Origin of the sequence: Nonomuraea cavernae, assembly GCF_014646355.1 — a bacterium.
GTDB classification, from domain to species: domain Bacteria; phylum Actinomycetota; class Actinomycetes; order Streptosporangiales; family Streptosporangiaceae; genus Nonomuraea; species Nonomuraea cavernae.
In genome coordinates this window covers 20,274-43,745 of the sequence record NZ_BMNH01000034.1, presented here as the reverse complement: position 1 = coordinate 43,745, position 23,472 = coordinate 20,274, and the positions used below count along the sequence as shown (strand labels likewise).

The following is a 23,472-nucleotide window of genomic DNA, read 5'->3' as shown; positions in this document are numbered from 1 at the left end:
GCGGGCTTCGCGGCGGATCCGAGAGGACTGGGCCGAGCTTGCGACATGGGGATTTCCGCCGCTCCCAGCCGGAAAACCGCCCGAACGGTGACGTTGCGTAGACCCACGATGACATCACCTTGACCGGGCGGTCAGTACGCCGCCCGGCCGTCGGAGGACGTCAGGTGAGCGAGGAGTAGGCCACCACCCCGCGGCGCATGGCGTCCATGGCCTTGGTCGCCGTCTGCTTGATCTTGCTGCCCTCCGGCACGGCGTTGCCCAGCTGGCCGAGGAGATCCATCAGCTGCTTGATCCACCGGACGAAGTCGCCCGCGGCCAGCTCGCTCCCGTTGACGCCGTCCATGAGGACCGCGTCGAGGCTGTGGCCCTTGGTCCACCGGAACGCCGCCCAGGCGAAGCCCAGGTCGGGCTCGCGGATGGTCTCCAGGCCGTGGTCGGACTCGATGCCCTCCAGCTCGCCCCAGAGCCGGACCATCGAGGTGAGCGCGTCCTGTGTGCGCCCCGCCGGGATCTTGGGACGGCGGGCGTCGTCGGCCTGCCGCGACTCGAACACCAACGCCGACACGCACGCCGCGAGCTCCGCCGGGTCGAGCTCCTCCCACAGCCCGCTGCGCAGGCACTCGGCGGTGAGCAGGTCGAGCTCGGTGTAGAGGCGGCCAAGGCGGCGGCCCTCCTCGGTGACGGTCTCGCCGCGCAGGTAGCCGAGCTGCTCCAGCACCGAGCAGATGCGGTCGAAGGTGCGGGAGATGACGTGGGAGCGGCCCTCGACGCGCCGGCGCAGCCCCTCGGTCTCGCGCAGCAGCTTGTGATAGCGCTCCGCCCAGCGGGCGTGGTCCTCGCGCTCGTCGCAGCCGTGGCAGGGGTGCTGGCGGATGCGGCGGCGCAGCTCGTTGATCTCGTCGTCCTCCACCGCGTGGTCGCGCGCCCTGGGCGGCTTGCCCAGGTCACGGTCGCCGAGCTTGGCGAGCAGCGTCGAGACGAGGTTGGCCCGCTCCTTGGGCGAGCGGCCGTTGAAGTTCTTCGGGATGCGCAGCTTCTCGATCGGCTCGACGGGCACCGGGAAGTCGGCCGGGTCGAGCTTCTTGACCTGCTTGCCGATCGTCAGCACCAGCGGGCTGGGGCCGTAGCCGCGCGGGTTGCGGCCCGGGTCGAGCACGATCGCCAGCCCCGCCCGGCGCCCGCCGGGCACCCGGATGACGTCGCCCGGCTGCAGCGCCTCCAGCGACCGCACGGCCGCCGCCCGCCGCGCGGCGCCACGCTGCTTGGCCAGCTGCGCCTCGCGGTCGGACAGACGGCGGCGCAGCCCGGCGTACTCGGTGAAGTCGCCCAGGTGGCAGGTCATCGCCTCCTGGTAGCCCTCGAGCGCCTCCTCGTGCTTGCGCAGCTGCTTGGCCAGCCCGACGACCGCCCGGTCGGCCTGGAACTGCGCGAACGACTCCTCCAGCAGGGTGCGGGCGCGCTCGCGGCCGAACTGGCCGACCAGGTTGACGGCCATGTTGTAGGACGGCTGGAAGCTGGAGCGCAGCGGGTAGGTGCGGGTGCCGGCCAGCCCGGCCACCGACAGGGGGTCCATGCCGAGCTGCCAGAGCACCACGGCGTGACCCTCGATGTCGATGCCGCGCCGCCCGGCCCGGCCGGTCAGCTGCGTGTATTCGCCCGGTGTGAGGTCGGCGTGGGTCTCGCCGTTCCACTTGTCGAGCTTCTCGATCACCACGCTGCGCGCGGGCATGTTGATGCCGAGCGCCAGCGTCTCGGTGGCGAACACCGCCTTGACCAGCCCGCGGGTGAACAGCTCCTCGACCACTTCCTTGAACGCCGGCAGCATGCCCGCGTGGTGGGCGGCGAGCCCGCGCTCCAGGCCGTCGCGCCACTCCAGGTAGCCGAGCACCGCCAGGTCCTCGTCGGGCAGGTGCGCGGTCCGCTCGTCGACGAGCTGGCGGATCTCGTGACGCTCCCGCTCGGTGGTGAGCCGGATCCCGGCGTTGAGGCACTGCTGGACGGCCGCGTCGCAGCCGGCCCGGGAGAAGATGAACGTGATCGCGGGCAGCAGCCCCTCGGCGTCGAGCTTCTCGATCACCTGGGTGCGGTCCGGCGGGCGCGAGCGCGACGGCCGGCCGTTGCCGCGTCGGCCGCGGCCGGCGGTGAGCCGCTCGGCGTCCCGCGTGACCCGCATCAGGGTGGGGTTGATGCGGGGCGTCTCGTCGTCGGGCATGAACAGGTCGTAGATGAGGTTGCCGACCATCATGTGCTGCCACAGCGGCACCGGCCGGTGCTCGTCGACGATGACCGTGGTGTCACCGCGCACCTCGCCGAGCCACTCGCCGAACTCCTCGGCGTTGCTGACCGTGGCCGACAGCGCCGCCAGCCGGACCGACTCGGGCAGGTGGATGATGACCTCCTCCCACACCGCCCCACGGAACCGGTCGGCCAGGTAGTGGACCTCGTCCATCACGGCGAACCCCAGCCCGGCCAGCGTCGCCGACCCGGCGTAGAGCATGTTGCGCAGCACCTCGGTGGTCATGACCACGATCGGAGCCTCGCCGTTGACGCTGTTGTCGCCGGTCAGCAGGCCCACCTTGGCGGTGCCGTAGCGTTTGACCAGGTCGTTGTACTTCTGGTTGGACAGCGCCTTGATCGGGGTGGTGTAGAAGCACTTGCGCCCCTGCTCCAGGGCCAGGTGGACGGCGAACTCTCCGACGACCGTCTTGCCGGAGCCGGTGGGGGCGGCCACCAGGACCCCGTCGCCCGCTTCGAGGGCGCGGCAGGCGTCGATCTGGAAGTCGTCGAGCTCGAACTCGTACAGATCGCGGAACGATCTGAGAGCGGGCCCGTCGTCACCGTACTTTTCACGGAAGGCCGCGTAGCGTTCCGCTGGCGTTGTCATGACGCCAGCCTACCGAAATCGTCTTTCCGGTCCGTCCTGCCCGGCTGACGCCTTTACAAGGTAGATCTCAAGTGATGACGCGGCGCGCTGTAGACCTCAGGCGATGACGCGGAGCGCTCCCGGCCGCACGTCGCAGGTGACGGGCACCGGCCCCACGCGTTCGCCGTCGGCGTAGGCCACCACGTCGTACGCCTCCAGCCGGACACTCCTGGCCCGCGTGATCGACACGGCGGGGTGGGTCACATGGGTCCCGCGGTAGACGCTGGGGAAGACCCGCAGGAACTCGCCCTTGCCGACCGCTCCCAGCACCATCACGTCGAGCAGCCCGTCGTCGGGCAGCGCGTCGGGGCACACCCGCATGCCCGCGCCGTAGGACCGGGTGTTGCCCACCGCGACCAGCATGGCCTCCCGCTCGACCGTCTCGCCGTCGAGCGTGATCCGGAACGGGATGGGCCGGAACCGGCGCAGTTCCTCGGCCATGGCCACCAGGTAGCGGGCCATGCCGGGCGGCCAGGTGAGCCGGTTGGCCCGCTCGTTGACCCGCGAGTCGAACCCGCAGCACATCACCCCGGCGTACAGCTCGTCGGCGTCGCCGGCCCGGACCCGGACGGCGTCGATCAGCCGCGACTTCATCCGCAGCACGGTGCGCGCGGCGGCCATCGCATCCCCGCGCGGCAGGCCCAGGGCGGCGGCGATGTCGTTGCCCGTCCCGGCCGGGATGATCCCGAGCGGCACGTCGGTGCCCGCCACGGCCTGGACGGCCAGGTGCACCAGGCCGTCGCCGCCGAAGGCGACCAGGGCGTCGGGGCGTTCGGCCACGGCGGTGCAGGCTCGTTCGAGGGCGTCCGTGGCGTCGCGGCCGGCGATCACCGACACGTCGGCTCCGCCCGCGCGCAGCCGGCGGACCACGGGTTCGAGCAGGCGCAGCGCCCGGCCGCCGCGTGCGGCCGGATTGACGAGCAGGGCGAGTTGAGGGGGCACGCCCCGGAACTTATCGTCTAAGTGGCGCGATCGGAATCCTCTTCCAGCGGCGAGGCCTCGTCGTCGTCCAGGTGCGAGAAGTCCTCACCGGCGGGCCGGCGCTTCTCGCGCAGGAACATGAACAGCTCGGCCGCCGCGAACAGGAGGATCATCGGCAGGGCCAGCGCCATCATCGCGATGGGCTCGCCGCCGGGCGTGATGACCGCGCCGAACACGAACATCAGGAAGATGACCATCCGGCGGTGCTTCTTGACCGTGGCGTGCGGCAGCACCCCGATGATGTTGAGGAACACCAGCAGGAGCGGCAGCTCGAACGACACCCCGAAGATCAGCAACATGATCAGGATGTAGTCGAGGTAGTCGTCGATCTGGATGGTGGCGACCGTGTCCTCGAGCGAGAAGCTCAGCAGGAAGGACAGGCTGGTGTCGATGATGATGTAGGCCAGGACCGCGCCGAGCAGGAAGAGCGGGATCGCCAGGGCGAGGAAGCCCATGGAGTAGCGCTTCTCGTTGCGGTAGAGGGCCGGCGTGACGAACGCCCAGATCTGGTAGAGCCAGACGGGCGAGGCCACGATGAGACCGACCATCGCCGAGACCTTCAGGGTGATGAAGAAGGACTGGAAGATGCCGCCGTAGGTGAGGCTGCATCGCCCGTTGAGCTGGCGGGACTGGACCGTCTCACAGTAGGGGGCCTTGAGGAACTCCCACACCGGATCGAACAGGATCCAGCCGATGATGATGCCCACACCGACCGCGAGGACCGCGATGAGCAGCCGGTTGCGCAACTCGCGCAGGTGCTCCATCAGCGGCATGCGCCCCTCGGCGTCCACGGCCGGGGGCGGGACCTTGCGGCTCGACCGTCTGAGCAGCGCCATTCAGCAGTCCAGGTGACGAGGAGGGATCGGGTCAGACTTGCTTGTCGGCCTTGCCCGCGGCGGCGGACGCGCGAAGCCTGGCCGCCTGCTCCTCAAGCTGGCGTGCCTGCTCCTCGGCCGAGAGCGCGGGGGCCGCCACCGGAGGAGCGGCGGGGATCTGCTGCGGCGTGACCGGCTGCGCCTGTGGCTGCGTCTGGGCCTGCGCCTGAACCGTGGTCTGGCCGTCCTCGTCGTCGTCGCGCAGCTTCGCCGTCTCCGACTTGAAGATGCGCAGCGACCTGCCGACCCCTCGCGCCATCTCCGGCAGCTTCTTGGCGCCGAAGAGCATGATGAGCACGACTGCGATGATCAGAAGTTCGGGAACTCCGAGTTGCCCCATGTGACATCCTCACCAAGCTAAGTGCGTTTTCAGCCACGATCGTACGCCGCCGGACGATAAGTCTCATCCCTCAGGCGGCCTCAATCTGACTCGCCTCGGCTCCATCTGGGCGTGGGCCGCGGCGACTTCCCTGTTCAGACTACGTGCCGCGGTGAGGACCCGCGCACCCGAGACGGCCAGCACGGCCACCCCGGCGACGCCGAGCCCGGTGGCCAGGAAGATCCAGGTCATGACCGCTGAGAGTACAGCGTCAGGGCCCGCTCGGCCTCCTCGCGCACCCGCTCGGCCATGGCGGGCGGCGACACCACCCGGCCGGTGTCGCCCAGCCGCAGCGCCAGCTTGAGGATCCAGTCCTCGTCACGGGCGCGCAGCGCCACCCGCAGCCGCCCCTCGCCCAGCTCGGTGACCTTCTCGCACGGGTAGTACTCGGCCACCCAGCGCCCGGCGGCGGTCACCTCCAGCTCGACCAGCTCGTCGGTGGGCGACGGCCGGAAGACGCCCTGGGCGACGTCGATCGGCTCGGCCTCGGCGGGCGGGTCGGCGGGCACGTCGAGCACCTCCACGCCGAGCATCCGGTCGAGCCGGAACAACCGCATGGCCTCGGCCCGGTAGCACCAGCCCTCCAGGTAGGTGCGGCCGTCGACGATCACCACCCGCATCGGGTCGACCTCACGCGGCGTCACCTCGTCGCGGCCGGGCACGTAGTAGCGCAGCGACAGCCTGCGCCGCCTGGTGAGCCCCTCACGGACCCGGGGCAGCGCGTCGGGGGCGGCGTCGACGTCGACGGCGACCTGGCTGCTCACGGCGGCGGCGCCCTCGCCGGCGGCCCGCTCCAGCTTGGCCACCACCCGGGGCAACGCGTCGCCCGGCACCTCGGCCAGCTCGGGCATCGCGGCCAGCATGCGCAGCGCCACCAGCAGCGCGCTGGCCTCGTCGATGCCGAGCCGCAGCGGCCTGGCGATGGTGTCGGCGTTGTCGATGAGGATCTCGCCGCCGTCCCAGGACACGTCGATCAGGTCGCCGGGCGTGTGCCCCGGCAGCCCGCACATCCACACCAGCTGCAGGTCGTCGATGAGCTGCTTCTCGCTCAGCCCGAACACCTCGGCCACCTCGCCGACCTGCGCGCCCGGATGCGACATCAGGTAGGGGACGAGCGCCAGCAGTCTCGGCAGCCGGTCGGCGGATCCGCTCACGCCAGTGCCCCTTTCAGTCGCCGGATGACGGCCTCGCGGGCGTCGGGCGGCCCGGCCACCTCGACGTCGGAGCCCAGGCTGGCCATCCATCCGGCCAGCCGCTCGGGGTCGGCGAAGGTCAGCTCGGCCTCGTCCCAGCCGTCGGTGCCCGGATAGACGGCCCTGGCCAGCTGGCGCAGCCCCTCACAGGTGCCCTGGCGGACCCGGATCACGGCCACGCGCTCCTCCATCGCCTCGTCGGGGAAGCCCACCATGTCCCGCAGGTCGACCCCGGCCGGCACCTCGACGGCTCCCGGCCGGCCCACGGTCGTGACCTGCCCGGTGATGCGGCTGAGCCGGAAGGCGCGGGGCGCGGCGCGGTCGCGGTCGAAGCCGGCGAGGTACCAGCGGCCGCGCCGGCTGACCACGCCCCAGGGCTCGACCGTGCGGCCGCGTACGCTCTCGCTGCCGGCGCCGCGGTAGTCGAAGCGCACCGCCCGCCGGTCGCGGACGGCGTTCCACAGGGCCGGGAAGGCCGGGTCGCGGGTGTCGACCCGGAGCTCCAGCGCGCCGCCGGCCGGGTCGTCGGTGGCCACGCCGCCCGCGCGCAGCTTGAGCAGCGCGCCGGAGGCGGCCTCGGCGAGGCTGGCCCGCTGCCACACCTGGGCGGCCAGGCCGAGCACGGCCGCCTCGTCGGGTTCGAGGGTGATCTCCGGCAGCTCGTAGGAGGCGCGCTCGATGCGGTAGCCGGGCTCGTCCTCCCACGGGTCGCGCACCACGTCGATGGGGATGCCGATCTCGCGCAGCTCGTTCTTGTCACGCTCGAACATGCGCTGGAACGCCTCGTCGCCCTCGCGGTCGTAGCCGGGGACGGCGTGGCGGATCTGCTCGGCCGACAGCGGGCGCCTGGTCGCGAGCAGGCAGATCACGAGGTTCAGCAACCGCTCGGTCTTACGGCGCGACATCCGCTCACTCCTCCTTCATGAACGCTACCCTGCCCCCGTGATCAGATGGCGCAAGGGCGAGGTCGTACGGATCCGGCGCGAGTGGCCGGGAGCGATGGAACTGGAGGTCGCCGTCTCCGAGGGCACGGGGCCCCCTGGATCGTGCCGGGCGCTGGCCTATCCCCCGCTGGTGGGCCGCCCGGAACCCGGCGACGAGGTGCTGCTCAACACGACGGCACTCGCGATGGGTCTCGGTACGGGAGGTTACGCCATGGTGGTGGCCGTGCCGAACCGTTTGCCGGAAGATCCCGACGGCCCGGGGCACCTGGTGAAGGCACGCTACACCCCGCTGCAGGCCACCGTGCTCGGCGCCGACGAGCAGGACTCCCCCTTCCACGAGGCGCTGCGCGAGGCCGACTCCGTGGACGGCATGCCGGTGGTGGTGGCCGACCTGCACTCGGCGCTGCCGCCGATCCTGTGCGGCCTGTACGACTCGGCGCCGGACGCGCGGGTCGCGTACGTGATGCTGGACGGCGGGGCGCTGCCCGCGTGGTTCTCGATGGCGTGCGCCCGGTTGCGCGAGGTCGGCTGGCTGGCCGGGGTGGTCACGGTCGGGCAGGCGTTCGGCGGCGACGTCGAGGCCGTCACCACCCACACGGGGCTGCTGGCCGCCAGGCACGTCCTGGAGGCGGACGTCGCGATCGTCGCCCAGGGACCGGGCAACCTGGGGACCGGCACCCGGTGGGGGTTCTCGGGCGTCTCGGCGGGTGAGGCGGTCAACGCCGCGGCCGTGCTGCTCGGCCGGCCGGTCGCGGCGCTGCGGGTCAGCGAGGGCGACCTGCGTGAGCGGCATCTCGGGGTGTCCCACCACTCGCTGACCGCCTACGGCCGGGTCGCCCTGTCACGCGCCCGGGTGCCGGTGCCGCTGCTGCCCGGTGAGTTCGGCGAGCGGGTCAGGGACCAGGCCGAGCTGCTGGCCGTCCGGCACGAGCTGGTGCCGGTGCCGGTCGACGGGCTGCACGAGGCGCTGCGGGCCTCGCCGGTGCGGCTGTCGACGATGGGCCGGGGGCTGGAGGAGGACCTGGCCTACTTCCTGGCGTCGGCCGCGGCGGGCCGGGACGCGGCCTGGCTGCTGTCGTAGGACTCCTTGAAGGTGAACGCCTCGGGGCTCGGCCCCTCGTCCCTGAGACGTTCGAGGCGCCGCATGCCCTCGGCGACCGTCGGCAGCCGGCCCTCCGGGATCCACCACATCACCAGGTACGGCTCCGCCGTCCGCAGGAACCACTCCCTGCGGCGGCGCAGCACGCCCAGGTGGGCGCTGCGGTAGGCGTAGTCCCACAGCGACTCCAGCGACTCCCACACCGAGAGGTTGACCAGCAGGTGGTCGCCGTAGGCGTGCGTGAGAGTGGCCGTGGGGTCGTCCTCGCTCTCCTTCATCCGCCACACGAAGCCGGGCGAGGTGTCGGCGAGCGTGTTGACGGGTTCGAGGAGCTCGACGAAGGCGGCGAGCTCGGGGGCGTCCATCGGCGCGCGCAGGTGGGCGACGTTGAGCTGGGCGAGATGCATGACGCCCAGCACATCACCTCCGCCGCTTCTATGTCAATCTTCGTTTGTTTTAGAAAGGGAGACGCAGCACTCCCCCGGCCGCGGATCGAGCCGCGCGCGTTCCGGATCGTCGCCGAGCCCCTCCAGCAGGCCCTGGCACAGCGCCAGGTTCATCGAACAGACCAGCACCGGCTGCTCGCGCGACAGCGCGTGGAAGGGACAGTTGCGCATCCGCAGCCGGTCACCCTCGGCGTACGGCTCGTAGCCGCGCTCGCGCAGCACGGCCTCCACGGGCTCGTCGCCGCGTGGCCCCGCCAGCCGCCGTCCCGCCCGGCGCGCCGCCCGCTCGGCCTCCTCGTCGGCGCCGAGCAACTCGACCACGCCGGCCAGCACCGAGGCCAGCGTCTGGTAGTCGCGCGGCGGCAGGCTCACCGACCGCTCGCCGCCGGCCCTGCGGTAGACCTTCGCGGGCCGCCCGCTGCCCGGCCCCCTGCGCTCCTGGGGGCGCAGGCCGCTCTCCAGCAGGCCCGCCTCCACCAGCTTGTCGAGGTGGTGTCCGGCGAGGGTCCGCGAGATCCCGGCCGACTCGGCCGCCTCCCCCCGGCCCACCTCGCCGCCGCTGGCCGCCACGACGTCGTACAGGCTGCGTCGTACGGGATCGTGCAGCAGGGCCAGCGCGTCGAGGTGGTCTTCGCTCACAGCCGGAGTCTAGGACGTACGCCCGCGCGGAACGGCCGATCAGTACGCGGCCAGCACGTCGACCAGGAAGACGAGCGTGTCGTCCGGCCCGATGCCGAAGGCCGGCTGCCCGGACGGACCGTAGCCCTGGGCCGGCGGGACGACCATCAGCACCCTGCTGCCGACACGGACACCGGCCAGCGCGCGGTCCCACCCCTTGATCACGCTGCCGTCGCCGATCGTGAACGCCTTGGGCAGGCCCGTGCTCCAGGTGGAGTCGAACACCCGGCGCCGCTCCCACACGGCCCCCTGGTACTGCAGGACCAGCAGCTGCCCCGTCCGGGCACGCGGCCCCTTGCCCTTGGACAGGACCTTCGCGGCGAACCGGGCGGGCGGCGCCGACTCGGGCACCGAGAGCCGGGGGCGGGTCCCGCCACCGGCCCGCACGCCCGCCAGCGACCCGCCGCGCGCCTTGACCGAGGCCCCCTCGGGGTGCGCGCCGAGAATGTCGATCACGTAGACCAGGTCGTCGCCGGGGGCGATGCCCTGCGGCGGGTTGGCGCCGAAGCCCTCACCGGGCGGGATGGCGGCGATCACCCTGCTGCCCACCCGGCGCCCCAGCAGGGCCTTGTCCAGGCCGGGCAGCAGCCGCCCCACCGGAAAGGCCACGGGGGCGCCGCGGGTGAAGCTGGAATCGACGAGCCGGTTCTCGCGCCCGTCCCAGACGTGCGCGGTGTAGTGCGCGATCGCCAGGTCGCCCGAGCGCAGCGGCTCGCCCCTGCCCGCGGCGAGCTGGTCGATCCGCAGACCGGCCGACGGCCTGCCCTCGGGGAAGACGACCGTGGGCCTGACGCCGAACGCGCCGCCCACCTTGAGGCCGGGATCGGCCGCCTCCTCGCCGGTGCAGGCGGCCAGCACCACCAGCGACAGCAGCAGTGGCACGGCCCTGCGGAGCATCGGCGCCTCCCACGACGCGGCGGCCCGGCGGCGTGGTGCCGCCGGGCCGCACGATGCTACCGCGGTATCAGACCGTCCGTCAGTAAGCCTGCCCGACCGTACGCGGGCCCGTCAGCGGGCCCGCTCGTCAGTACGCCCGCTCGTCAGTACGCCGCGAGGATGTCCACGACGAAGACCAGCGTGCTGTTGGCCGGAATGCCCTGCTGCTCCTGGGCGCCGTAGCCGAGGTCCGGCGGGATGCTCATCACGACCCGGCTGCCGACCGGCACACCGGCCAGGCCCTGCTGCCAGCCCTGGATGACGTTGCCGAGCGGGAACGAGGCGGGCTCGCTCTTGCCCCAGCTGGAGTCGAACTCCTTGTCGGTGCCCCAGATCTTGCCCGTGTAGTGGACGGTGAGCGTGTTGGCCGCCGTCACCTTGGCGCCGGTGCCCTCGATCAGCGTCTTCACGACGAGCTTCTTGCCGGGCTTGTCCTTGGTCTTGGTGGTCAGGGTGGGGGCCTTGTCGCCGCCAGGGTTGACGACCTTGACGCCCTTGAGGGTCTCGCCGGTCTCCTTGCCGGTGGCCGCCTTCAGCGCCGCGGGCGGCGCGCCGACGACGTCGAGCACGAACACCTTGGTCGGCGTGGCCTCCGTCTGCTGCTGCGTCTGCTGGGCGGCCGGGTCCGCGGCCATCACGGCCAGCAGCCGGCCGCCGTGCTTGACCTTGGTGAAGCCCTCCTGCAGCACCTCCGGCAGCTGCTGGTCGACGCCGATCGTCTCGGGCGTCTTGGTGTCGTAGGAGGAGCCCTGGAAGGCGTTGGCCTTGCCGTCCCAGTTGTAGACCGTGAGGTTGACGATCACCTTGTCGCCGCTCTTGACCGCCGGACCGGTGCCCTCGGACACCACCTCGTAGGACGACTTGCTGGCGGGACTGCCGGTGGGGAAGGTCACCGTGGGCTTGGCGCCCACATTGCCGGTGACCTTCACCCCGGCCGACGCGTTGCCGCCCCCGGTGGCGCCGGAGTCGGACTCGCCGCACGCGGCGGCGAACAAGATCAGAGGCACGGCGGCCAGAACGGCCAATGCGCGGCGCATGGATTTCCCTCGGAAAGACGTCAGATTCGCGTCACTGTATCTGACATCCAGGTATTGCCGAGGTAAACCGCCTCCTACATGCCCGCGATCAGCTTGTCCACCCGCTCGTCGACGCTGCGGAACGGGTCCTTGCAGAGCACCGTGCGCTGCGCCTGGTCGTTGAGCTTGAGGTGCACCCAGTCGACGGTGAAGTCGCGCCGCTTCTCCTGCGCCTTGCGGATGAACTCGCCCCGCAGCCGCGCCCTGGTGGTCTGCGGCGGCACGGACTTGGCCTCGAAGATCTTCAGGTCGGAGGCCACCCGCTCCACCGAGCCGCGCTTCTGCAGCAGGTAGAACAGGCCGCGCTTGCGGTGCACGTCGTGGTAGGCGAGGTCGAGCTGCGCCACCCGGGGCGAGGACAACGGCAGGTCGTACTTCTTGCGGTAGCGCTCGATCAGCTGGTATTTGGTCACCCAGTCGATCTCGCGCGAGACCAGGTCGAGGTTGCCGGTCTCGACCGCGGTGAGGGTGCGCTCCCACAGCTCCAGCACCCGCCGGGCGATCGCGTCGCCGCCGCGGCGGTCGACGAAGTCCTTGGCCTTGGACAGGTATTCCTGCTGGATCTCCAGACTGGACGCCTCGCGCCCGTTGGCCAGCCGGACCCGCCTGCGGCCGGTCATGTCGTGGGAGACCTCGCGGATCGCCCGGATCGGGTTCTCGAGCGACAGGTCGCGCATCACCGTGCCCGCCTCGATCATGCGCAGCACCAGGTCGGTGGCGCCGACCTTGAGCAGCATGGTCGTCTCGCTCATGTTGGAGTCGCCGACGATGACGTGCAGGCGGCGGAACCGCTCGGCGTCGGCGTGCGGCTCGTCGCGGGTGTTGATGATCGGCCTGCTGCGCGTGGTGGCGCTGGACACGCCCTCCCAGATGTGCTCGGCCCGCTGGGACACGCAGTAGACGGCGCCGCGGGGAGTCTGCAGCACCTTGCCGGCGCCGCAGATGATCTGCCGCGTGACCAGGAACGGGATCAGCACGTCGGCCAGCCGGCCGAACTCGCCGTGCCGCCCGACCAGGTAGTTCTCGTGGCAGCCGTAGGAGTTGCCGGCGGAGTCGGTGTTGTTCTTGAACAGGTAGATGTCGCCGGCGATGCCTTCTTCGCGCAGTCGCTTCTCGGCGTCGACGAGGAGTCCTTCGAGGATGCGCTCGCCGGCCTTGTCGTGTGTGACGAGCTCGATGACGTTGTCACACTCGGGTGTTGCGTATTCAGGATGGCTGCCCACGTCGAGGTAGAGACGTGCGCCGTTGCGGAGGAAGACGTTGCTCGATCGGCCCCAGGACACCACTCGCCGGAACAGGTAGCGCGCGACCTCGTCGGGAGACAGCCTGCGCTGCCCCCTGAACGTGCAGGTCACGCCGTACTCGTTCTCCAGCCCGAAGATGCGACGATCCATCACCTCACACTATGCCCACGGATGGGCGCGCGGGAGAGATCTTGCGGGGTGTTTTACCGCCGCACGAGATCCGGCCTCTCGTCACGGCCCCGCGACCTCTCCTCGCGGCTTCCGCACGCCCTCCCGAGGCGAGCCCCCGACGCGGCCCGTACGGCTACGGGGTGTAGATCTCCTGAACACGGACGATCTTGCTCTTGTGGACGGTGATGAGGGACGGACGGCCCTCGTTCCTGACCCGCTTGAGCAGGACGGCGCGGGAGCAGCGCTTGTTTCCGAGCCCGGTGGCCCGGCTGACCGTCATGCCGCTCATGGACCGGCCGCAGCCGAAGGCCGACAGGTAGACGACGTTCTTGGCGACGGGCGAGGAGTAGGCCCGCACGTCACCCTCGGGCGGGCCGACGAAGTAGCCCTCGGTGTGGGTGTCCTTCTTCCACTTGATCGGCTCGTACTCGGCGGAGCCGCCGTACACGCCGGTGATCCGGCCGCGCAGGATGCCGTCGTGCCGGGAGTGGATGCGCTTGGTGAAGTCGTGCTTCGGGTCCGCCTGGAAGGTGGTGCCGAAGATCTTGGGCGCCTTGTACCTGGGAATCCCGGTGGCGGCCTCGGCGGCCACGGTGGAGGTCAGCAGGACGGCCGCGGCGGTGGCGCCGGCGAGAAGGGAGCGCGTCATCATCTTCACGGACCATACGATGTCGGATCATCTCCCCCGGTTCGCCGCGAAAAGGGTGAGCTGCGTCACACCGACGCCCCAGCCGACCGACCACCGGAACACCGCGTATCGGGGTCGTTCCCGCGCGAGGCCGGAACACCACGCACCGGCTTTCCCGCACGAACACCGGAACGCGGAAGGCGGGGGCGTCGCCCCCGCCGGGCACCACGGGCGGACGCCGAGCCCTACAGCGGAGAGGACCCGTCGTCCACGTCGCCGTCGGGGCCGGTCGGCGGGGCTTGGGGCGCGGCGCCGGACCCGCTCTCGGGGCCGGTGGTCGCATCGCCGGAACCGGACTCCGGCTCGGCCGGCTCAGCCGACTCGACGGGCCCGGTCGTCTGGGCGAGCAGGCGTTCGAGGCGCGCACCGGTGATCCGGAGGAACTTGCGGTGCTCGCGGTTGCGGTCGAGCACCGCCACCTCGAGCTGCCCGACCGGCGGCCGCTCGCCGCCCGGCTCGGTCAGTGCCACCACCGCCGTCTCCAGCGCCTCGGCCAGCGGCATCGCCTCGCGGTAGCGCTCCTTGACCCGCGTCGACACCGCCTCGGCCTGGCCGCCCATCGCGGCGAAGCCGTGCTCATCGAAGACCGAGCCGTCGAAGGTCAGCCGGTAGATGGCGTCGCCGTCGGGGGTGTCGCCCACCTCGGCCACGACCACCTCCACCTCCAGCGACTTGATCGACTCGGTGAAGATGCGGCCCAGGTTGGAGGCGTAGAGGTTGGCCAGACCGCGGCCGGTCACGTCGGAGCGGTCGTAGGTGTAGCCGTTGATGTCGGCGTAGCGGATGCCGCCGAGCCGCAGCTCCTCGAACTCGTTGTAGCGGCCGACCGCGGCGAAGCCGATGCGGTCGTAGATCTCGCTGATCTTGTGCAGCGCCCGGGACGGGTTGGGCGCGACGAACAGGATGCCGTCGGCGTACTGCAGCACGACGACGGAGCGGCCCCGCGCTATGCCCTTGCGCGCGTAGTCCGCCTTGTCCCGCATGATCTGCTCAGGGGACGCATATCCGAAAGGCATGGACACCGTGATGGTCCTTTCTAGCGCAGCGGGGCGATGGGGCCGTCAGGCGAGATCAGGCGGGCTTCGAGCATCTGCTCGACGTAACCGGACACCTGCTCCTCGGTCAGCCGGCGGAAACCGTCGGCGTCGATGACGGACACGATCGGCCAGATCTTGCGGGTGACGTCGGGGCCACCGGTCGCCGAGTCGTCGTCGGCCGCGTCGTACAGCGCCTGGATCAGCGTCATCGCCATGTCGTCGGCGGAGGCGCCATCACGGTAGAGCTTCTTCAGCGAGCCCCGCGCGAAGATCGAGCCCGAGCCGATCGCGTCGAACCGCTCTCGCTCGTAGGGCCCGCCGGCCACGTCGTAGCTGAAGATCCGGCCCTCGTCGCGGTCGGCGTCGTAGGCGGCGAACAGCGGCACCACCACCAGCCCCTGCATCGCCATGGCCAGGTTGCCGCGGATCATCGTGGCCAGCCGGTTGGCCTTGCCGTTGACCGACATGGTCCGGCCTTCGAGCTTCTCGTAGTGCTCCAGCTCCACCCGGTAGAGGCGGGCCATCTCGATGCCGGTGCTGGCCGTGCCCGCGATGCCCATGCAGGAGTAGTCGTCGGTGCGGAACACCTTCTCGACGTCACGCTGCGAGATGATGTTGCCCGACGTCGCCCGCCGGTCGCCCGCCATCACCACCCCGCCCGCGAACGTGGCGGCGACGATCGTGGTCGCGTGGGGAACCTGGTCGCCGATCGGTGTGGCGAGGATTTTGTCCCGCTGCGGCAGCAACTCGGGCGCATATGAGCCGACGAACTCGGTGAACGACGAACTTCCGGTGTTGTGGAAAAGCTGGTTCACCAAGCCGACAGGCAGATCCCTGTGCGATGCCACGCGACTCCCTCCAAAGGTCAGTGTTCCTAGGGCGACCCTACTCATGTTGCGTCGCTGTCTGCACTTCCCACGATCAGCTCACGGCGAACCCCTTGGGAGGGCTCCACCCCCACGCGACACCGGGTTCACGCTCCCGGTCCGTGTTCAGATCGTTTCTTTACGGCCGCCGGGGTGCGTGCGATTGTCGGTATGTCTGCACGTCCTGAACAGGAGGCCGACATGCGACTCCCCAGCCGACCTGCGGTGATCGCGGCACTGACCATCCTGGCGCTCAGCTCCTGCGGCACCGGAACTCCGTCCGGAGGGGAGAGCGTCACCCTCACCATCGCCGCCAACTCGATCTCGGGCGGCAAGAACTCCGACTCCGCCGACTGGATCAAGCAGTGGGTGATCCCGGAGTTCGAGAAGACCCACCCGGGCGTCAAGGTGCTGTTCCAGCCGAGCGGCGTGGACGACGAGCAGTACAAGACGAAGATCGCGCTCGACCTCAAGTCGAGGACCGGCGCCGACGTCATCGACGTGGACGGCATCTGGGTGGGTGAGTTCGCCCAGGCCGGCTACATCAAGCCGCTCGCCGAGGTCGGCGGCGCCGCCGTCGACACGTGGGAGGGCTGGTCGCAGATCCCGCAGGCCGTGCAGGGGCTCGGCATCTTCGACGGCAAGAAGTACGGGCTGCCGCAGGGCACCGACGGCCGCGTGCTGTTCTACAACCGGACGCTGTTCAAGAAGGCCGGCCTGCCGGACCCGTGGCGGCCCGCGAGCTGGCAGGAGATCATCGACGCCGGGACCAGGCTCAAGGCCGCCGGAGTCCCCACGCCCATCCAGATCAACGCCGGCACCGCCATGGGCGAGGCGACGACCATGCAGGGCGTGCTGCCGCTGCTGGCCGGCGCGGGCGCCGAGATCTACAGCGACGGCAGGTGGACCGGCGCCTCCCAGGCCATGAAGGACGTGCTCGGCTTCTACCGGCAGATCTACGGCGGCAGCGGGCTGGGCGACCCCAGGTTGCAGCAGGAGGCCAAGGGCCGCGACAAGTCGTTCGCCCAGTTCGCCGCGGGCAGGATCGCCATCCTGGCCGAGAGCGACTACTTCTGGCGGTCCGTGGTCGAGCCCGAGGCCGGGGTCGCCGCCATGAAGGACCGCGACACCGCCGTCGGCTACGCCAAGATCCCCGCCATCCGGCCCGGTGCCGGCATCCGGGGCCAGGACCACGTCAGCATGTCGGGCGGCGCGGTGCGCGTGCTCAACCCGTTCTCCAAGAACCCGAAGGCTGCCTGGGAGCTGCTCGCCTTCATCCACGGAGCGGCCGCCACCAAGGCGCAGCTGGCCGGGCAGGCGCGGATCAGCTCCCGCGGCGACGTCAACGACGAGGTGCTCACCGGCGACCCGATGCTGAAGTTCGTCGCCGACGAGGTGCTGCCCGTCACCGCCTACCGGCCGGGCGTCGCCGTCTACCCGCAGGTCTCCGTCATCCTGCAGGAGGCCACCGCCGACGTGATCAGCGGCAAGAGCGCCGAGGAGGCCGCCGCCGCCTACCGGACCAAGCTGGAGGGACTGGTCGGTGGCGCGGCCAATGTCAGCGGTTGACGCCGCGGGACTGGGCAGGGGCAGGGCGGTCGGATTCGTCCTGCCCGCGCTCGTCCTGATCGGTGTCTTCCTCGTCTTCCCCGCGCTCTGGACGATCTACCTCGGGCTCACCGACTACCGGCTGACCGGCCTGGCGGCGGCCAACCCGCAGGTCGTCGGCCTGGACAACTACACCGACGCGCTGCGGGACCCGCGGTTTCTCGGCTCGCTCTGGCTGACCGTCGGCTACGTCGGCGGCTCGGCCGTCCTCGGCCAGGCCGTGCTCGGGTTCGCGCTGGCCTGGGTGCTGCGGACGCGCACCGGCCGGCTGCGGCGGCTCGTCGAGGGCGTCGTGCTGCTGTCGTGGATCCTGCCCAGCACCGTCGTCGGGTTTCTCTGGTTCGCGCTGCTCGACCGCGACGACGGCACCCTCAACGCGCTTCTGAACACCCCGGGGTTCGCCTGGCTGCTCGACCACCCGCTGCTGTCGATCATCGTCTTCAACGTCTGGCGCGGCACCGCCTTCTCGATGATGCTCTACTCGGCCGCCCTGGAGAACGTGCCGCCCTCCCACCTCGAGACCGCCCGGCTGGCCGGGGCGAGCGTCTTCCAGCAGCTCCGTGACGTCGTCCTGCCGCTCATCAGACGGCACGTCCTGACCAACCTGCTGCTCATCAGCCTGTGGACGTTCAACGACTTCACCCCGTTCGTGCTGACGGGCGGCGGGCCGGAGGGACGCTCGGAGATCCTGCCGATCTACGTCTACAACGTGGCGCTGCGGGGCGGGGAGCTCGGGGCGGGCGCCGCCGTCTCCTTCCTCATCCTGCTGATCAACCTGGCCTTCGCCCTGGTGTACCTGCGGTTGCTGCGGGACCGGCGCAGGCGGGAGGCCGCGCTGACGGGAGGTCCCCCAGCATGATCAGGCACACCGTCGGACGGCTGGTGTCCACCGTGTTCCTCGCGGTCGTGCTCGCCTTCTTCGCGCTGCCGATGCTCTGGCTGGCCAGCGCGCCGTTCGACGACAGCCCCGCGATCACCACGTCCGTCCCCGAGTTCACGCTGAACAACTTCGCCGTCATCCTCGACAACCCGTACGCGCTGGGCTCGATCCGCAACTCGCTCATCCAGGGCGGCGGCGCGGCGGCGCTGGTCGTCGTGCTGGCCGCGCTGGCCGCCTACGCGCTCTCGCGGGTCCGGGTGCCCGGCCGCGACGTGCTGCTCTACCTGCTCCTGCTGCTGTCATCGGTGGTCACCGGCACCGCGGCCATGGTGCCCATCTTCGAGCTGGCCACCCGGCTCGCCCTGATCGACACCCACCTCGGCGTCATCCTCGTCGTCTCCGGCGGCCTGCTGCCCGCGGCGATCTTCATTCTGAAGGACTTCATGGACGAGACGCCGACCTCGTACGAGGAGTCGGCCCGGGTCTTCGGCGCCTCCTCGCTGCAGATCCTGCGGCACATCGTGATGCCGCTGGTGCGGCCGGGCCTGGCCACCATCGCCGTGTGGGCGCTGGCCAGCGTGTGGGGCGGGTTCCTGTTCCAGTTCATCCTGTTGCGCGACCCGGACAAGGCGCCCGGCTCGGTCATCCTCTACACCCTCTACACCGAGGGCGGCGCGCCCAAGCTCGACCTCATCTCCACCTTCTCGCTGCTCTACTCGCTGCCGGTGGTGGCCATGTACCTGTTCGTCTCGCAGCGTTACGGTTTCCGCTTCCACGGAGGGATCAAGCGGTGATCTCCCTGCACGGCCTAACCAAGGTGTTCCCCGGCGGCGTGCGCGCCCTCGACGGCATCGACCTCACGATCGGAGACGGCGAGTTCTTCGCCCTGCTCGGCCCGTCGGGCTGCGGCAAGACGACGCTGCTGCGGACCATCGCGGGCCTGGAGACCGCCGGCTCCGGAACCATCTCCATCAACCAGAGGGACGTCACATGCCTGCCGCCCGGCCGCAGGAACGTCGCCATGGTCTTCCAGGACTACGCGCTCTTCCCTCACATGGACGTCACCGAGAACATCGCCTACCCCCTGCGCATCCGCAAGGTGCCCCGGGCCGAGCGCCTCGCCAAGGCCGCCGACGTCGCCCGGCGGCTCAGCCTGTCGGAGCTCCTGCGCCGCCGCCCGGCCCAGCTCTCCGGCGGCCAGCAGCAGCGCGTCGCCCTCGCCCGCGCCATCGCCTGCCACCCCACCGCCTTCCTGTTCGACGAGCCGCTGTCCAACCTCGACGCCCGCCTGCGCCTCGAGGCGCGTACGTTCCTCAAACGCCTGCAGCGTGAGCTCGCCGTCACCACCGTCTTCGTCACCCACGACCAGGCCGAGGCCCTCGCGCTCGCCGACCGCATCGCCGTCATGTCGCGGGGACGGATGATCCAGGTCGGCACGCCCGCCGAGGTCTTCCAGCGCCCCGCCACCACGTTCGTCGCCTCCTTCATCGGCTCCACGCCGATGAACCTGCTGCCGGCCAGGGCCGCGGGCGGCTCGCTGTACGCGGCCGGCGCCGTCCTGCCCGCCCCGGCCGGCCTCACCGACGGCGACGATCTCGTGTACGGCGTGCGTCCCGAGTACATGGACCTGTCCCCCACCGAACGCCCCGACGCCTTCCCCGGCACCGTCTCGGTCCTGGAGAACCTCGGCACCAGCACCCTGGTCACCCTCGAAGAGGGCGGCACCTTCGTCCAGGCCGTGGTCGACGAGGGCGACGAGCCGCGGCTCGGGGATCACGCCTGGGCCGTCCCGCGCCGCGCCCTGGTCTACCGCGACGGGGAGCTGCTGGCCCCCTAACGGCATACTGGACGTCATGTCCACCAGGGACTGGATCCTGCACGTGGACCTCGACCAGTTCATCGCCGCGGTCGAGCTCCTGCGCCGTCCCGAGCTGCGTGGCAGGCCCGTCGTCGTGGGCGGCTCGGGTGATCCCACGCGGCCGCGCACCGTGGCCGCCACCGCCACCTACGAGGCCCGTGCCCACGGGGTGCGCTCCGGGATGCCGTTGCGGACGGCGCTCAGGCTGTGCCCCGACGCCGTCTTCCTGCCCACCGACCCGCCCGCCTACGAGGCGGCCTCGGAGCGCGTCATGGCCACGTTGCGCGCGTTCCCGGCGGAGGTAGAGGTCTGGGGATGGGACGAGGCGTTCGTCGGCGCCCGCACCGACGACCCCGAGGCACTCGCCGCCGCCATCCGGCGGGCGGTGCTCGCCGAGACCGGGCTGTCGTGCTCGGTGGGCATCGGCGACAACAAACATCAGGCCAAGCTGGCGTCCGGGTTGGCCAAACCGGCCGGAGTCTTCCGGCTCACGGGCGAGAACTGGGCTGAGGTCATGTACCGGCGCCCCACCGACGCCCTCTGGGGCATCGGGGCGAAAATCTCCAGGAGGCTCGCCGGTCTCGGCCTGCGCACGGTCGCCGAGCTGGCCGCCGCCGACCCCGCCGAGCTCGCGCGTCACTTCGGCCCCACCAATGGACCCTGGTATCACTGGCTCGCGCTGGGCAAGGGCGAAGCGGAGATCGTCACCACCCCGTGGGTGCCGCGCGGCCACAGCCGCGAGACCACCTTCGCCGCGGACCTCACCGACGGCACGGAGATCGCCGCCCACGTCGCGGCACTGGCCGGGCGGGTCGCCGCCGACGCCGCCGCCGGGAACCGGGTGATCGTCAGGGTCGCGGTCAAGGTACGGTTCGCGCCCTTCCTCACGCGTACCCGGCAGTCCACACTCCCCGTGCCGACCACCGACGCGGCGGAGCTGACCCGCGCCGCGCTGGCCGTGCTCGGCCGCTTCGATCTCGATCGCCCCGTCCGCCTGCTCGGCGTGGCGGTCGACTACGCGATGCCGGATCAGAGCCGCACGGCCCTCCCGTAGAACGCCGAGCGCGCCTCCTCATCGGACGCCCTCGGCGCCCTCGCAGTCCTCGAACGAGGTCTCCCTGTAGGCTCTCTCGCGCCTGCCGGTTACTCTCCGCCCTTCTGCACGTACGAGCGCACGAACTCCTCAGCGTTCTCTTCGAGAACCTCGTCGATCTCGTCCAGGATCGCGTCCACGTCGTCGGTGAGCTTCTCCTGGCGCTCCTGCACATCGGGTGCCGCCGAGGCCTCGGTCTCCTCGACCTCGGACTCGCGCCGGCCGGTCTGCTTCTGCCCGCCGGTGTCCTTGCTGGCCATGTCCTACCTCCATGGTGGGGGACTCCCTCTCCCCCATATCTTCCCCGAACCGGACCACAATGCGCGTCGATCGCCCGGCGATCTTGCCGGGTTGACTAGATAGCACTCCTATCTAATACTGGATCCACGTTCCCATCGGAGGTCCACGATGTCCCCTTCATCCCTCAGCACGGCAGGTGTGCTGCTCATCACAGTGCCGACGGTCGCCTTCGGCGGCGTCTCACTGCTCTCGTTCCTCATGCGCAACACGCCCGGCTATCTGGACAACCCGGTGCGCCGCGGCCTGTGGCGCGCGGGTCATGCCCACGCGGGCGTGCTGGTTCTGTTCGCCCTGGTCGCGATGGTGTACGTCGACCAGGCCGACCTGTCCGCCGGCCTGAAGGACATGGTGCGGCTGCTGATCGTGGCCGCGCCGATCCTGATGCCGCTCGGGTTCTTCCTGTCGGTGGTCCGGCCGACGGACACCCGGCCGAACCGGCTGATCTGGCTGACGACGCTGGGCGGGGCGTGCCTGGCCGCGGGCACGCTGACCCTGGGCATCGGACTGATCTGATCCGGCCCCGGCGCCTTTACCATGTAGATTCCTTGATGGAGTGGGCCGGGACGCGGGTGGCGCGGTGTGTCAGTCGCCGCCGGTCAGCGCCGCGACGAGGTCGGCGGCGGTGCGGCAGCGGTCGAACAGCTCGCCGACATGGGCCTTGGTGCCGCGCAGCGGCTCCAAGGTGGGCACCCGCTGCAGCGACTCGCGGCCGGGGATGTCGAAGATGACGGAGTCCCAGGAGGCCGCGGCGACCGACTCGCTGTACTGCCGCAGGCAGCGGCCGCGGAAGTAGGCGCGGGTGTCGTTCGGGGGGCTCTCGACGGCCCGCTGGACCTCGTCCTCGGTGACCAGGCGCTGCATGCGGCCACGGGCCACCAGGCGGTTGTAGAGACCCCGGTCGGGCCGGATGTCGGAGTATTGCAGGTCGACGAGCTGCAGCCGGGGATGCGACCAGGGCAGGTCGTCGCGCGTGCGGTAGCCCTCGAGGAGCTCGAGCTTGGCGACCCAGTCGAGCTCGCGGGACAACTGCATGGGGTCCTCGGCCAGGCGGGTGAGGACGGACTCCCAGCGGTCAAGGACGTCCTTGTTCATCTCTTCCTGGGCGATGCCCCGCTCCTCGACGTATTTACGGGCCTGCTCCAGGTATTCCATCTGCAGCTGGATCGCGGTCAGCTTGCGGCCGTCGCGCATCGGGATCTCATAGCGGCACGCCGGGTCGTGAGAGACCGCGCGCAGCGCCTGGACGGGATTCTCCACGGCGAGGTCACGGGTCAGGAACCCGTCCTCGATCATGGCCAGGACGAGCGCGGTCGTGCCGAGCTTCAGATAGGTGGAGATCTCCGACATGTTGGCGTCGCCGATGATCACGTGCAGGCGACGGTACTTCTCGGGATCGGCGTGCGGCTCGTCGCGGGTGTTGATGATCGGCCGCTTGAGCGTCGTCTCCAGGCCCACCTCGACCTCGAAGAAGTCGGCCCGCTGGCTGATCTGGAAGCCCTCGCCGCGGGAGTCCTGGCCGATGCCGACCTTGCCGGCGCCGACGACGACCTGACGGGAGACGAAGAACGGGGTCAGGTGGCGCACGATGTCGGCGAACGGGGTGGCGCGCCGCATCAGGTAGTTCTCGTGGCAGCCGTAGGAGGCGCCCTTGGCGTCGGTGTTGTTCTTGTACAGCTGGATCGGCGCGTTGGACGGGATGGCCGAGGCCCGCTGGGCGGCGTCATACATGACCCGCTCGCCCGCCTTGTCCCAGATGACCGCCGCGCGCGGGTTGGTGCACTCGGGCGTGGAGTATTCGGGATGGGCGTGGTCGACGTAGAGGCGGGCGCCGTTGGTCAGGATGACGTTGGCCAGGCCCAGGTCCTCGTCCGTCAGCTGGGTGGGATCGGCGACCTCCCGGGCCAGGTCGAACCCCCGCGCGTCGCGCAGTGGGTTCTCCTCCTCGAAGTCCCACCGCGCCCTGCGGGCGCGGGCCGCCGAGGCGGCCAGGTAGGCGTTCACCACCTGCGAGGAGGTCACCATCGCATTGGCGCCTGGCTGACCGGGGACGGAGATGCCGTACTCGGTCTCGATGCCCATCACCCGACGCACCGTCATGCAACACCCTCTGTTCGTCTGGGGTCAGTTCTATCCGCCGTTTATATGCCTGAGCCTATGCCCTTCACAGTGCCCCAGGGTCACAGAGTTATGGCACCGA

24 protein-coding genes are annotated in these 23,472 nt (G+C 70.7%); 7 read left to right on the top strand and 17 right to left on the bottom strand.

Features of this window, described 5'->3' with window-relative positions; genetic code table 11:
* Nucleotides 1–160 precede the first annotated feature (160 nt).
* From IEY82_RS34155 to IEY82_RS34125, 7 genes are all read right to left on the bottom strand, one after another.
* The gene (locus IEY82_RS34155; protein ID WP_189128408.1) at nucleotides 161–2,884 is read right to left on the bottom strand and encodes a DEAD/DEAH box helicase; all 2,724 of its coding nucleotides are present in this window, start codon (nucleotides 2,882–2,884) and stop codon (nucleotides 161–163) included.
* Nucleotides 2,885–2,980: 96 nt separating this feature from the next.
* Entirely contained in the window at nucleotides 2,981–3,865 is an 885-nt protein-coding gene (locus IEY82_RS34150) for a YegS/Rv2252/BmrU family lipid kinase (protein ID WP_189128407.1), read from the bottom strand.
* Between the two features lie 17 nt (nucleotides 3,866–3,882).
* Nucleotides 3,883–4,740, bottom strand: a complete 858-nt coding sequence (tatC, locus tag IEY82_RS34145) for a twin-arginine translocase subunit TatC (protein WP_189128406.1) — start codon at nucleotides 4,738–4,740, stop codon at nucleotides 3,883–3,885.
* Between the two features lie 31 nt (nucleotides 4,741–4,771).
* Complete coding sequence (tatA, locus tag IEY82_RS34140; protein WP_189128405.1) at nucleotides 4,772–5,119, bottom strand: Sec-independent protein translocase subunit TatA; 348 nt, start codon at nucleotides 5,117–5,119, stop codon at nucleotides 4,772–4,774.
* A 63-nt stretch (nucleotides 5,120–5,182) separates the two neighbouring features.
* Nucleotides 5,183–5,350 (bottom strand): hypothetical protein, encoded by a 168-nt coding sequence (locus tag IEY82_RS34135; protein ID WP_189128404.1) that lies wholly within the window; start codon nucleotides 5,348–5,350, stop codon nucleotides 5,183–5,185.
* On the bottom strand, nucleotides 5,347–6,312 hold the full coding sequence (locus IEY82_RS34130) for a helix-turn-helix transcriptional regulator (protein ID WP_189128403.1): 966 nt from the start codon (nucleotides 6,310–6,312) through the stop codon (nucleotides 5,347–5,349). Before IEY82_RS34130 ends, IEY82_RS34135 begins: the two co-directional genes overlap by 4 nt.
* Entirely contained in the window at nucleotides 6,309–7,256 is a 948-nt protein-coding gene (locus tag IEY82_RS34125) for a helix-turn-helix transcriptional regulator (protein WP_189128402.1), read from the bottom strand. The genes IEY82_RS34130 and IEY82_RS34125 overlap by 4 nt, the downstream gene beginning before the upstream one ends.
* Nucleotides 7,257–7,293: 37 nt before the next feature.
* On the opposite strand from IEY82_RS34125, the gene IEY82_RS34120 reads away from it, so the two are divergent.
* Nucleotides 7,294–8,376 (top strand): DUF3866 family protein, encoded by a 1,083-nt coding sequence (locus tag IEY82_RS34120; protein WP_225263652.1) that lies wholly within the window; start codon nucleotides 7,294–7,296, stop codon nucleotides 8,374–8,376.
* Here IEY82_RS34120 and IEY82_RS34115 read toward each other — a convergent pair.
* The 8 genes from IEY82_RS34115 to prcB form a co-directional block, all read right to left on the bottom strand.
* Nucleotides 8,322–8,813 (bottom strand): DUF3291 domain-containing protein, encoded by a 492-nt coding sequence (locus IEY82_RS34115; protein ID WP_373291476.1) that lies wholly within the window; start codon nucleotides 8,811–8,813, stop codon nucleotides 8,322–8,324. The genes IEY82_RS34120 and IEY82_RS34115 overlap by 55 nt on opposite strands.
* Nucleotides 8,814–8,834: 21 nt before the next feature.
* Nucleotides 8,835–9,479 carry a helix-turn-helix transcriptional regulator gene (locus IEY82_RS34110; RefSeq protein WP_189128401.1) on the bottom strand — a complete coding sequence of 215 codons (645 nt, stop codon included), beginning with the start codon at nucleotides 9,477–9,479 and terminating at the stop codon, nucleotides 8,835–8,837.
* Nucleotides 9,480–9,518: 39 nt separating this feature from the next.
* Nucleotides 9,519–10,415, bottom strand: a complete 897-nt coding sequence (locus IEY82_RS34105) for an FKBP-type peptidyl-prolyl cis-trans isomerase (RefSeq protein ID WP_189128400.1) — start codon at nucleotides 10,413–10,415, stop codon at nucleotides 9,519–9,521.
* A 143-nt stretch (nucleotides 10,416–10,558) separates the two neighbouring features.
* On the bottom strand, nucleotides 10,559–11,491 hold the full coding sequence (locus tag IEY82_RS34100; RefSeq protein WP_189128399.1) for an FKBP-type peptidyl-prolyl cis-trans isomerase: 933 nt from the start codon (nucleotides 11,489–11,491) through the stop codon (nucleotides 10,559–10,561).
* A gap of 74 nt (nucleotides 11,492–11,565) precedes the next feature.
* Entirely contained in the window at nucleotides 11,566–12,924 is a 1,359-nt protein-coding gene (gene pafA / locus IEY82_RS34095) for a Pup--protein ligase (protein ID WP_189128398.1), read from the bottom strand.
* Nucleotides 12,925–13,078: 154 nt separating this feature from the next.
* Nucleotides 13,079–13,597, bottom strand: coding sequence for a hypothetical protein (locus IEY82_RS34090; protein WP_225263691.1), 519 nt, complete (start codon nucleotides 13,595–13,597; stop codon nucleotides 13,079–13,081).
* 221 nt (nucleotides 13,598–13,818) lie between these two features.
* A complete protein-coding gene (prcA, locus tag IEY82_RS34085) occupies nucleotides 13,819–14,649 on the bottom strand; it encodes a proteasome subunit alpha (protein ID WP_189128397.1) in 831 nt (276 codons plus the stop codon).
* A gap of 20 nt (nucleotides 14,650–14,669) precedes the next feature.
* The gene (gene prcB / locus IEY82_RS34080) at nucleotides 14,670–15,518 is read right to left on the bottom strand and encodes a proteasome subunit beta (RefSeq protein WP_189128396.1); all 849 of its coding nucleotides are present in this window, start codon (nucleotides 15,516–15,518) and stop codon (nucleotides 14,670–14,672) included.
* Between the two features lie 219 nt (nucleotides 15,519–15,737).
* Between prcB and IEY82_RS34075 the strand changes: the two genes are divergently transcribed.
* The 5 genes from IEY82_RS34075 to IEY82_RS34055 are packed head-to-tail and all read left to right on the top strand — an operon-like array spanning nucleotide 15,738 to nucleotide 20,936.
* Nucleotides 15,738–17,105: an extracellular solute-binding protein gene (locus IEY82_RS34075; protein ID WP_189128395.1), complete on the top strand. Its 1,368-nt coding sequence runs from the start codon at nucleotides 15,738–15,740 to the stop codon at nucleotides 17,103–17,105.
* Nucleotides 17,092–18,003 (top strand): carbohydrate ABC transporter permease, encoded by a 912-nt coding sequence (locus IEY82_RS34070; RefSeq protein WP_189128394.1) that lies wholly within the window; start codon nucleotides 17,092–17,094, stop codon nucleotides 18,001–18,003. The genes IEY82_RS34075 and IEY82_RS34070 overlap by 14 nt, the downstream gene beginning before the upstream one ends.
* A complete protein-coding gene (locus IEY82_RS34065; protein WP_189128393.1) occupies nucleotides 18,000–18,818 on the top strand; it encodes a carbohydrate ABC transporter permease in 819 nt (272 codons plus the stop codon). The genes IEY82_RS34070 and IEY82_RS34065 overlap by 4 nt, the downstream gene beginning before the upstream one ends.
* Nucleotides 18,815–19,861: an ABC transporter ATP-binding protein gene (locus IEY82_RS34060; RefSeq protein ID WP_189128392.1), complete on the top strand. Its 1,047-nt coding sequence runs from the start codon at nucleotides 18,815–18,817 to the stop codon at nucleotides 19,859–19,861. The genes IEY82_RS34065 and IEY82_RS34060 overlap by 4 nt, the downstream gene beginning before the upstream one ends.
* Nucleotides 19,862–19,877: 16 nt before the next feature.
* Complete coding sequence (locus tag IEY82_RS34055) at nucleotides 19,878–20,936, top strand: DNA polymerase IV (protein WP_189128391.1); 1,059 nt, start codon at nucleotides 19,878–19,880, stop codon at nucleotides 20,934–20,936.
* Between the two features lie 89 nt (nucleotides 20,937–21,025).
* Here IEY82_RS34055 and IEY82_RS34050 read toward each other — a convergent pair whose 3' ends face one another.
* Entirely contained in the window at nucleotides 21,026–21,235 is a 210-nt protein-coding gene (locus IEY82_RS34050) for a ubiquitin-like protein Pup (RefSeq protein WP_189128390.1), read from the bottom strand.
* A gap of 178 nt (nucleotides 21,236–21,413) precedes the next feature.
* Between IEY82_RS34050 and IEY82_RS34045 the strand changes: the two genes are divergently transcribed.
* Nucleotides 21,414–21,788: a hypothetical protein gene (locus IEY82_RS34045; protein WP_225263649.1), complete on the top strand. Its 375-nt coding sequence runs from the start codon at nucleotides 21,414–21,416 to the stop codon at nucleotides 21,786–21,788.
* Nucleotides 21,789–21,857: 69 nt separating this feature from the next.
* Here the strand turns inward: IEY82_RS34045 and dop are convergent, their stop codons facing one another.
* A complete protein-coding gene (gene dop, locus IEY82_RS34040) occupies nucleotides 21,858–23,372 on the bottom strand; it encodes a depupylase/deamidase Dop (protein ID WP_263648477.1) in 1,515 nt (504 codons plus the stop codon).
* Between the last annotated feature and the right edge of the window lie 100 nt (nucleotides 23,373–23,472).

Excerpts from the sequence above, each read along its gene's own strand:
- IEY82_RS34155 (WP_189128408.1), bottom strand. The coding sequence starts at position 2,884 with ATGACAACGCCAGCGGAACGCTACGCGGCCTTCCGTGAAAAGTACGGT.
- tatC (WP_189128406.1), bottom strand. The coding sequence starts at position 4,740 with ATGGCGCTGCTCAGACGGTCGAGCCGCAAGGTCCCGCCCCCGGCCGTG.
- tatA (WP_189128405.1), bottom strand. The coding sequence starts at position 5,119 with ATGGGGCAACTCGGAGTTCCCGAACTTCTGATCATCGCAGTCGTGCTC.
- IEY82_RS34135 (WP_189128404.1), bottom strand. The coding sequence starts at position 5,350 with ATGACCTGGATCTTCCTGGCCACCGGGCTCGGCGTCGCCGGGGTGGCC.
- IEY82_RS34125 (WP_189128402.1), bottom strand. The coding sequence starts at position 7,256 with ATGTCGCGCCGTAAGACCGAGCGGTTGCTGAACCTCGTGATCTGCCTG.
- IEY82_RS34105 (WP_189128400.1), bottom strand. The coding sequence starts at position 10,415 with ATGCTCCGCAGGGCCGTGCCACTGCTGCTGTCGCTGGTGGTGCTGGCC.
- IEY82_RS34100 (WP_189128399.1), bottom strand. The coding sequence starts at position 11,491 with ATGCGCCGCGCATTGGCCGTTCTGGCCGCCGTGCCTCTGATCTTGTTC.
- pafA (WP_189128398.1), bottom strand. The coding sequence starts at position 12,924 with ATGGATCGTCGCATCTTCGGGCTGGAGAACGAGTACGGCGTGACCTGC.
- IEY82_RS34090 (WP_225263691.1), bottom strand. The coding sequence starts at position 13,597 with ATGATGACGCGCTCCCTTCTCGCCGGCGCCACCGCCGCGGCCGTCCTG.
- prcA (WP_189128397.1), bottom strand. The coding sequence starts at position 14,649 with ATGCCTTTCGGATATGCGTCCCCTGAGCAGATCATGCGGGACAAGGCG.
- IEY82_RS34075 (WP_189128395.1), top strand. The coding sequence starts at position 15,738 with ATGCGACTCCCCAGCCGACCTGCGGTGATCGCGGCACTGACCATCCTG.
- IEY82_RS34070 (WP_189128394.1), top strand. The coding sequence starts at position 17,092 with ATGTCAGCGGTTGACGCCGCGGGACTGGGCAGGGGCAGGGCGGTCGGA.
- IEY82_RS34065 (WP_189128393.1), top strand. The coding sequence starts at position 18,000 with ATGATCAGGCACACCGTCGGACGGCTGGTGTCCACCGTGTTCCTCGCG.
- IEY82_RS34055 (WP_189128391.1), top strand. The coding sequence starts at position 19,878 with ATGTCCACCAGGGACTGGATCCTGCACGTGGACCTCGACCAGTTCATC.
- IEY82_RS34050 (WP_189128390.1), bottom strand. The coding sequence starts at position 21,235 with ATGGCCAGCAAGGACACCGGCGGGCAGAAGCAGACCGGCCGGCGCGAG.
- dop (WP_263648477.1), bottom strand. The coding sequence starts at position 23,372 with ATGACGGTGCGTCGGGTGATGGGCATCGAGACCGAGTACGGCATCTCC.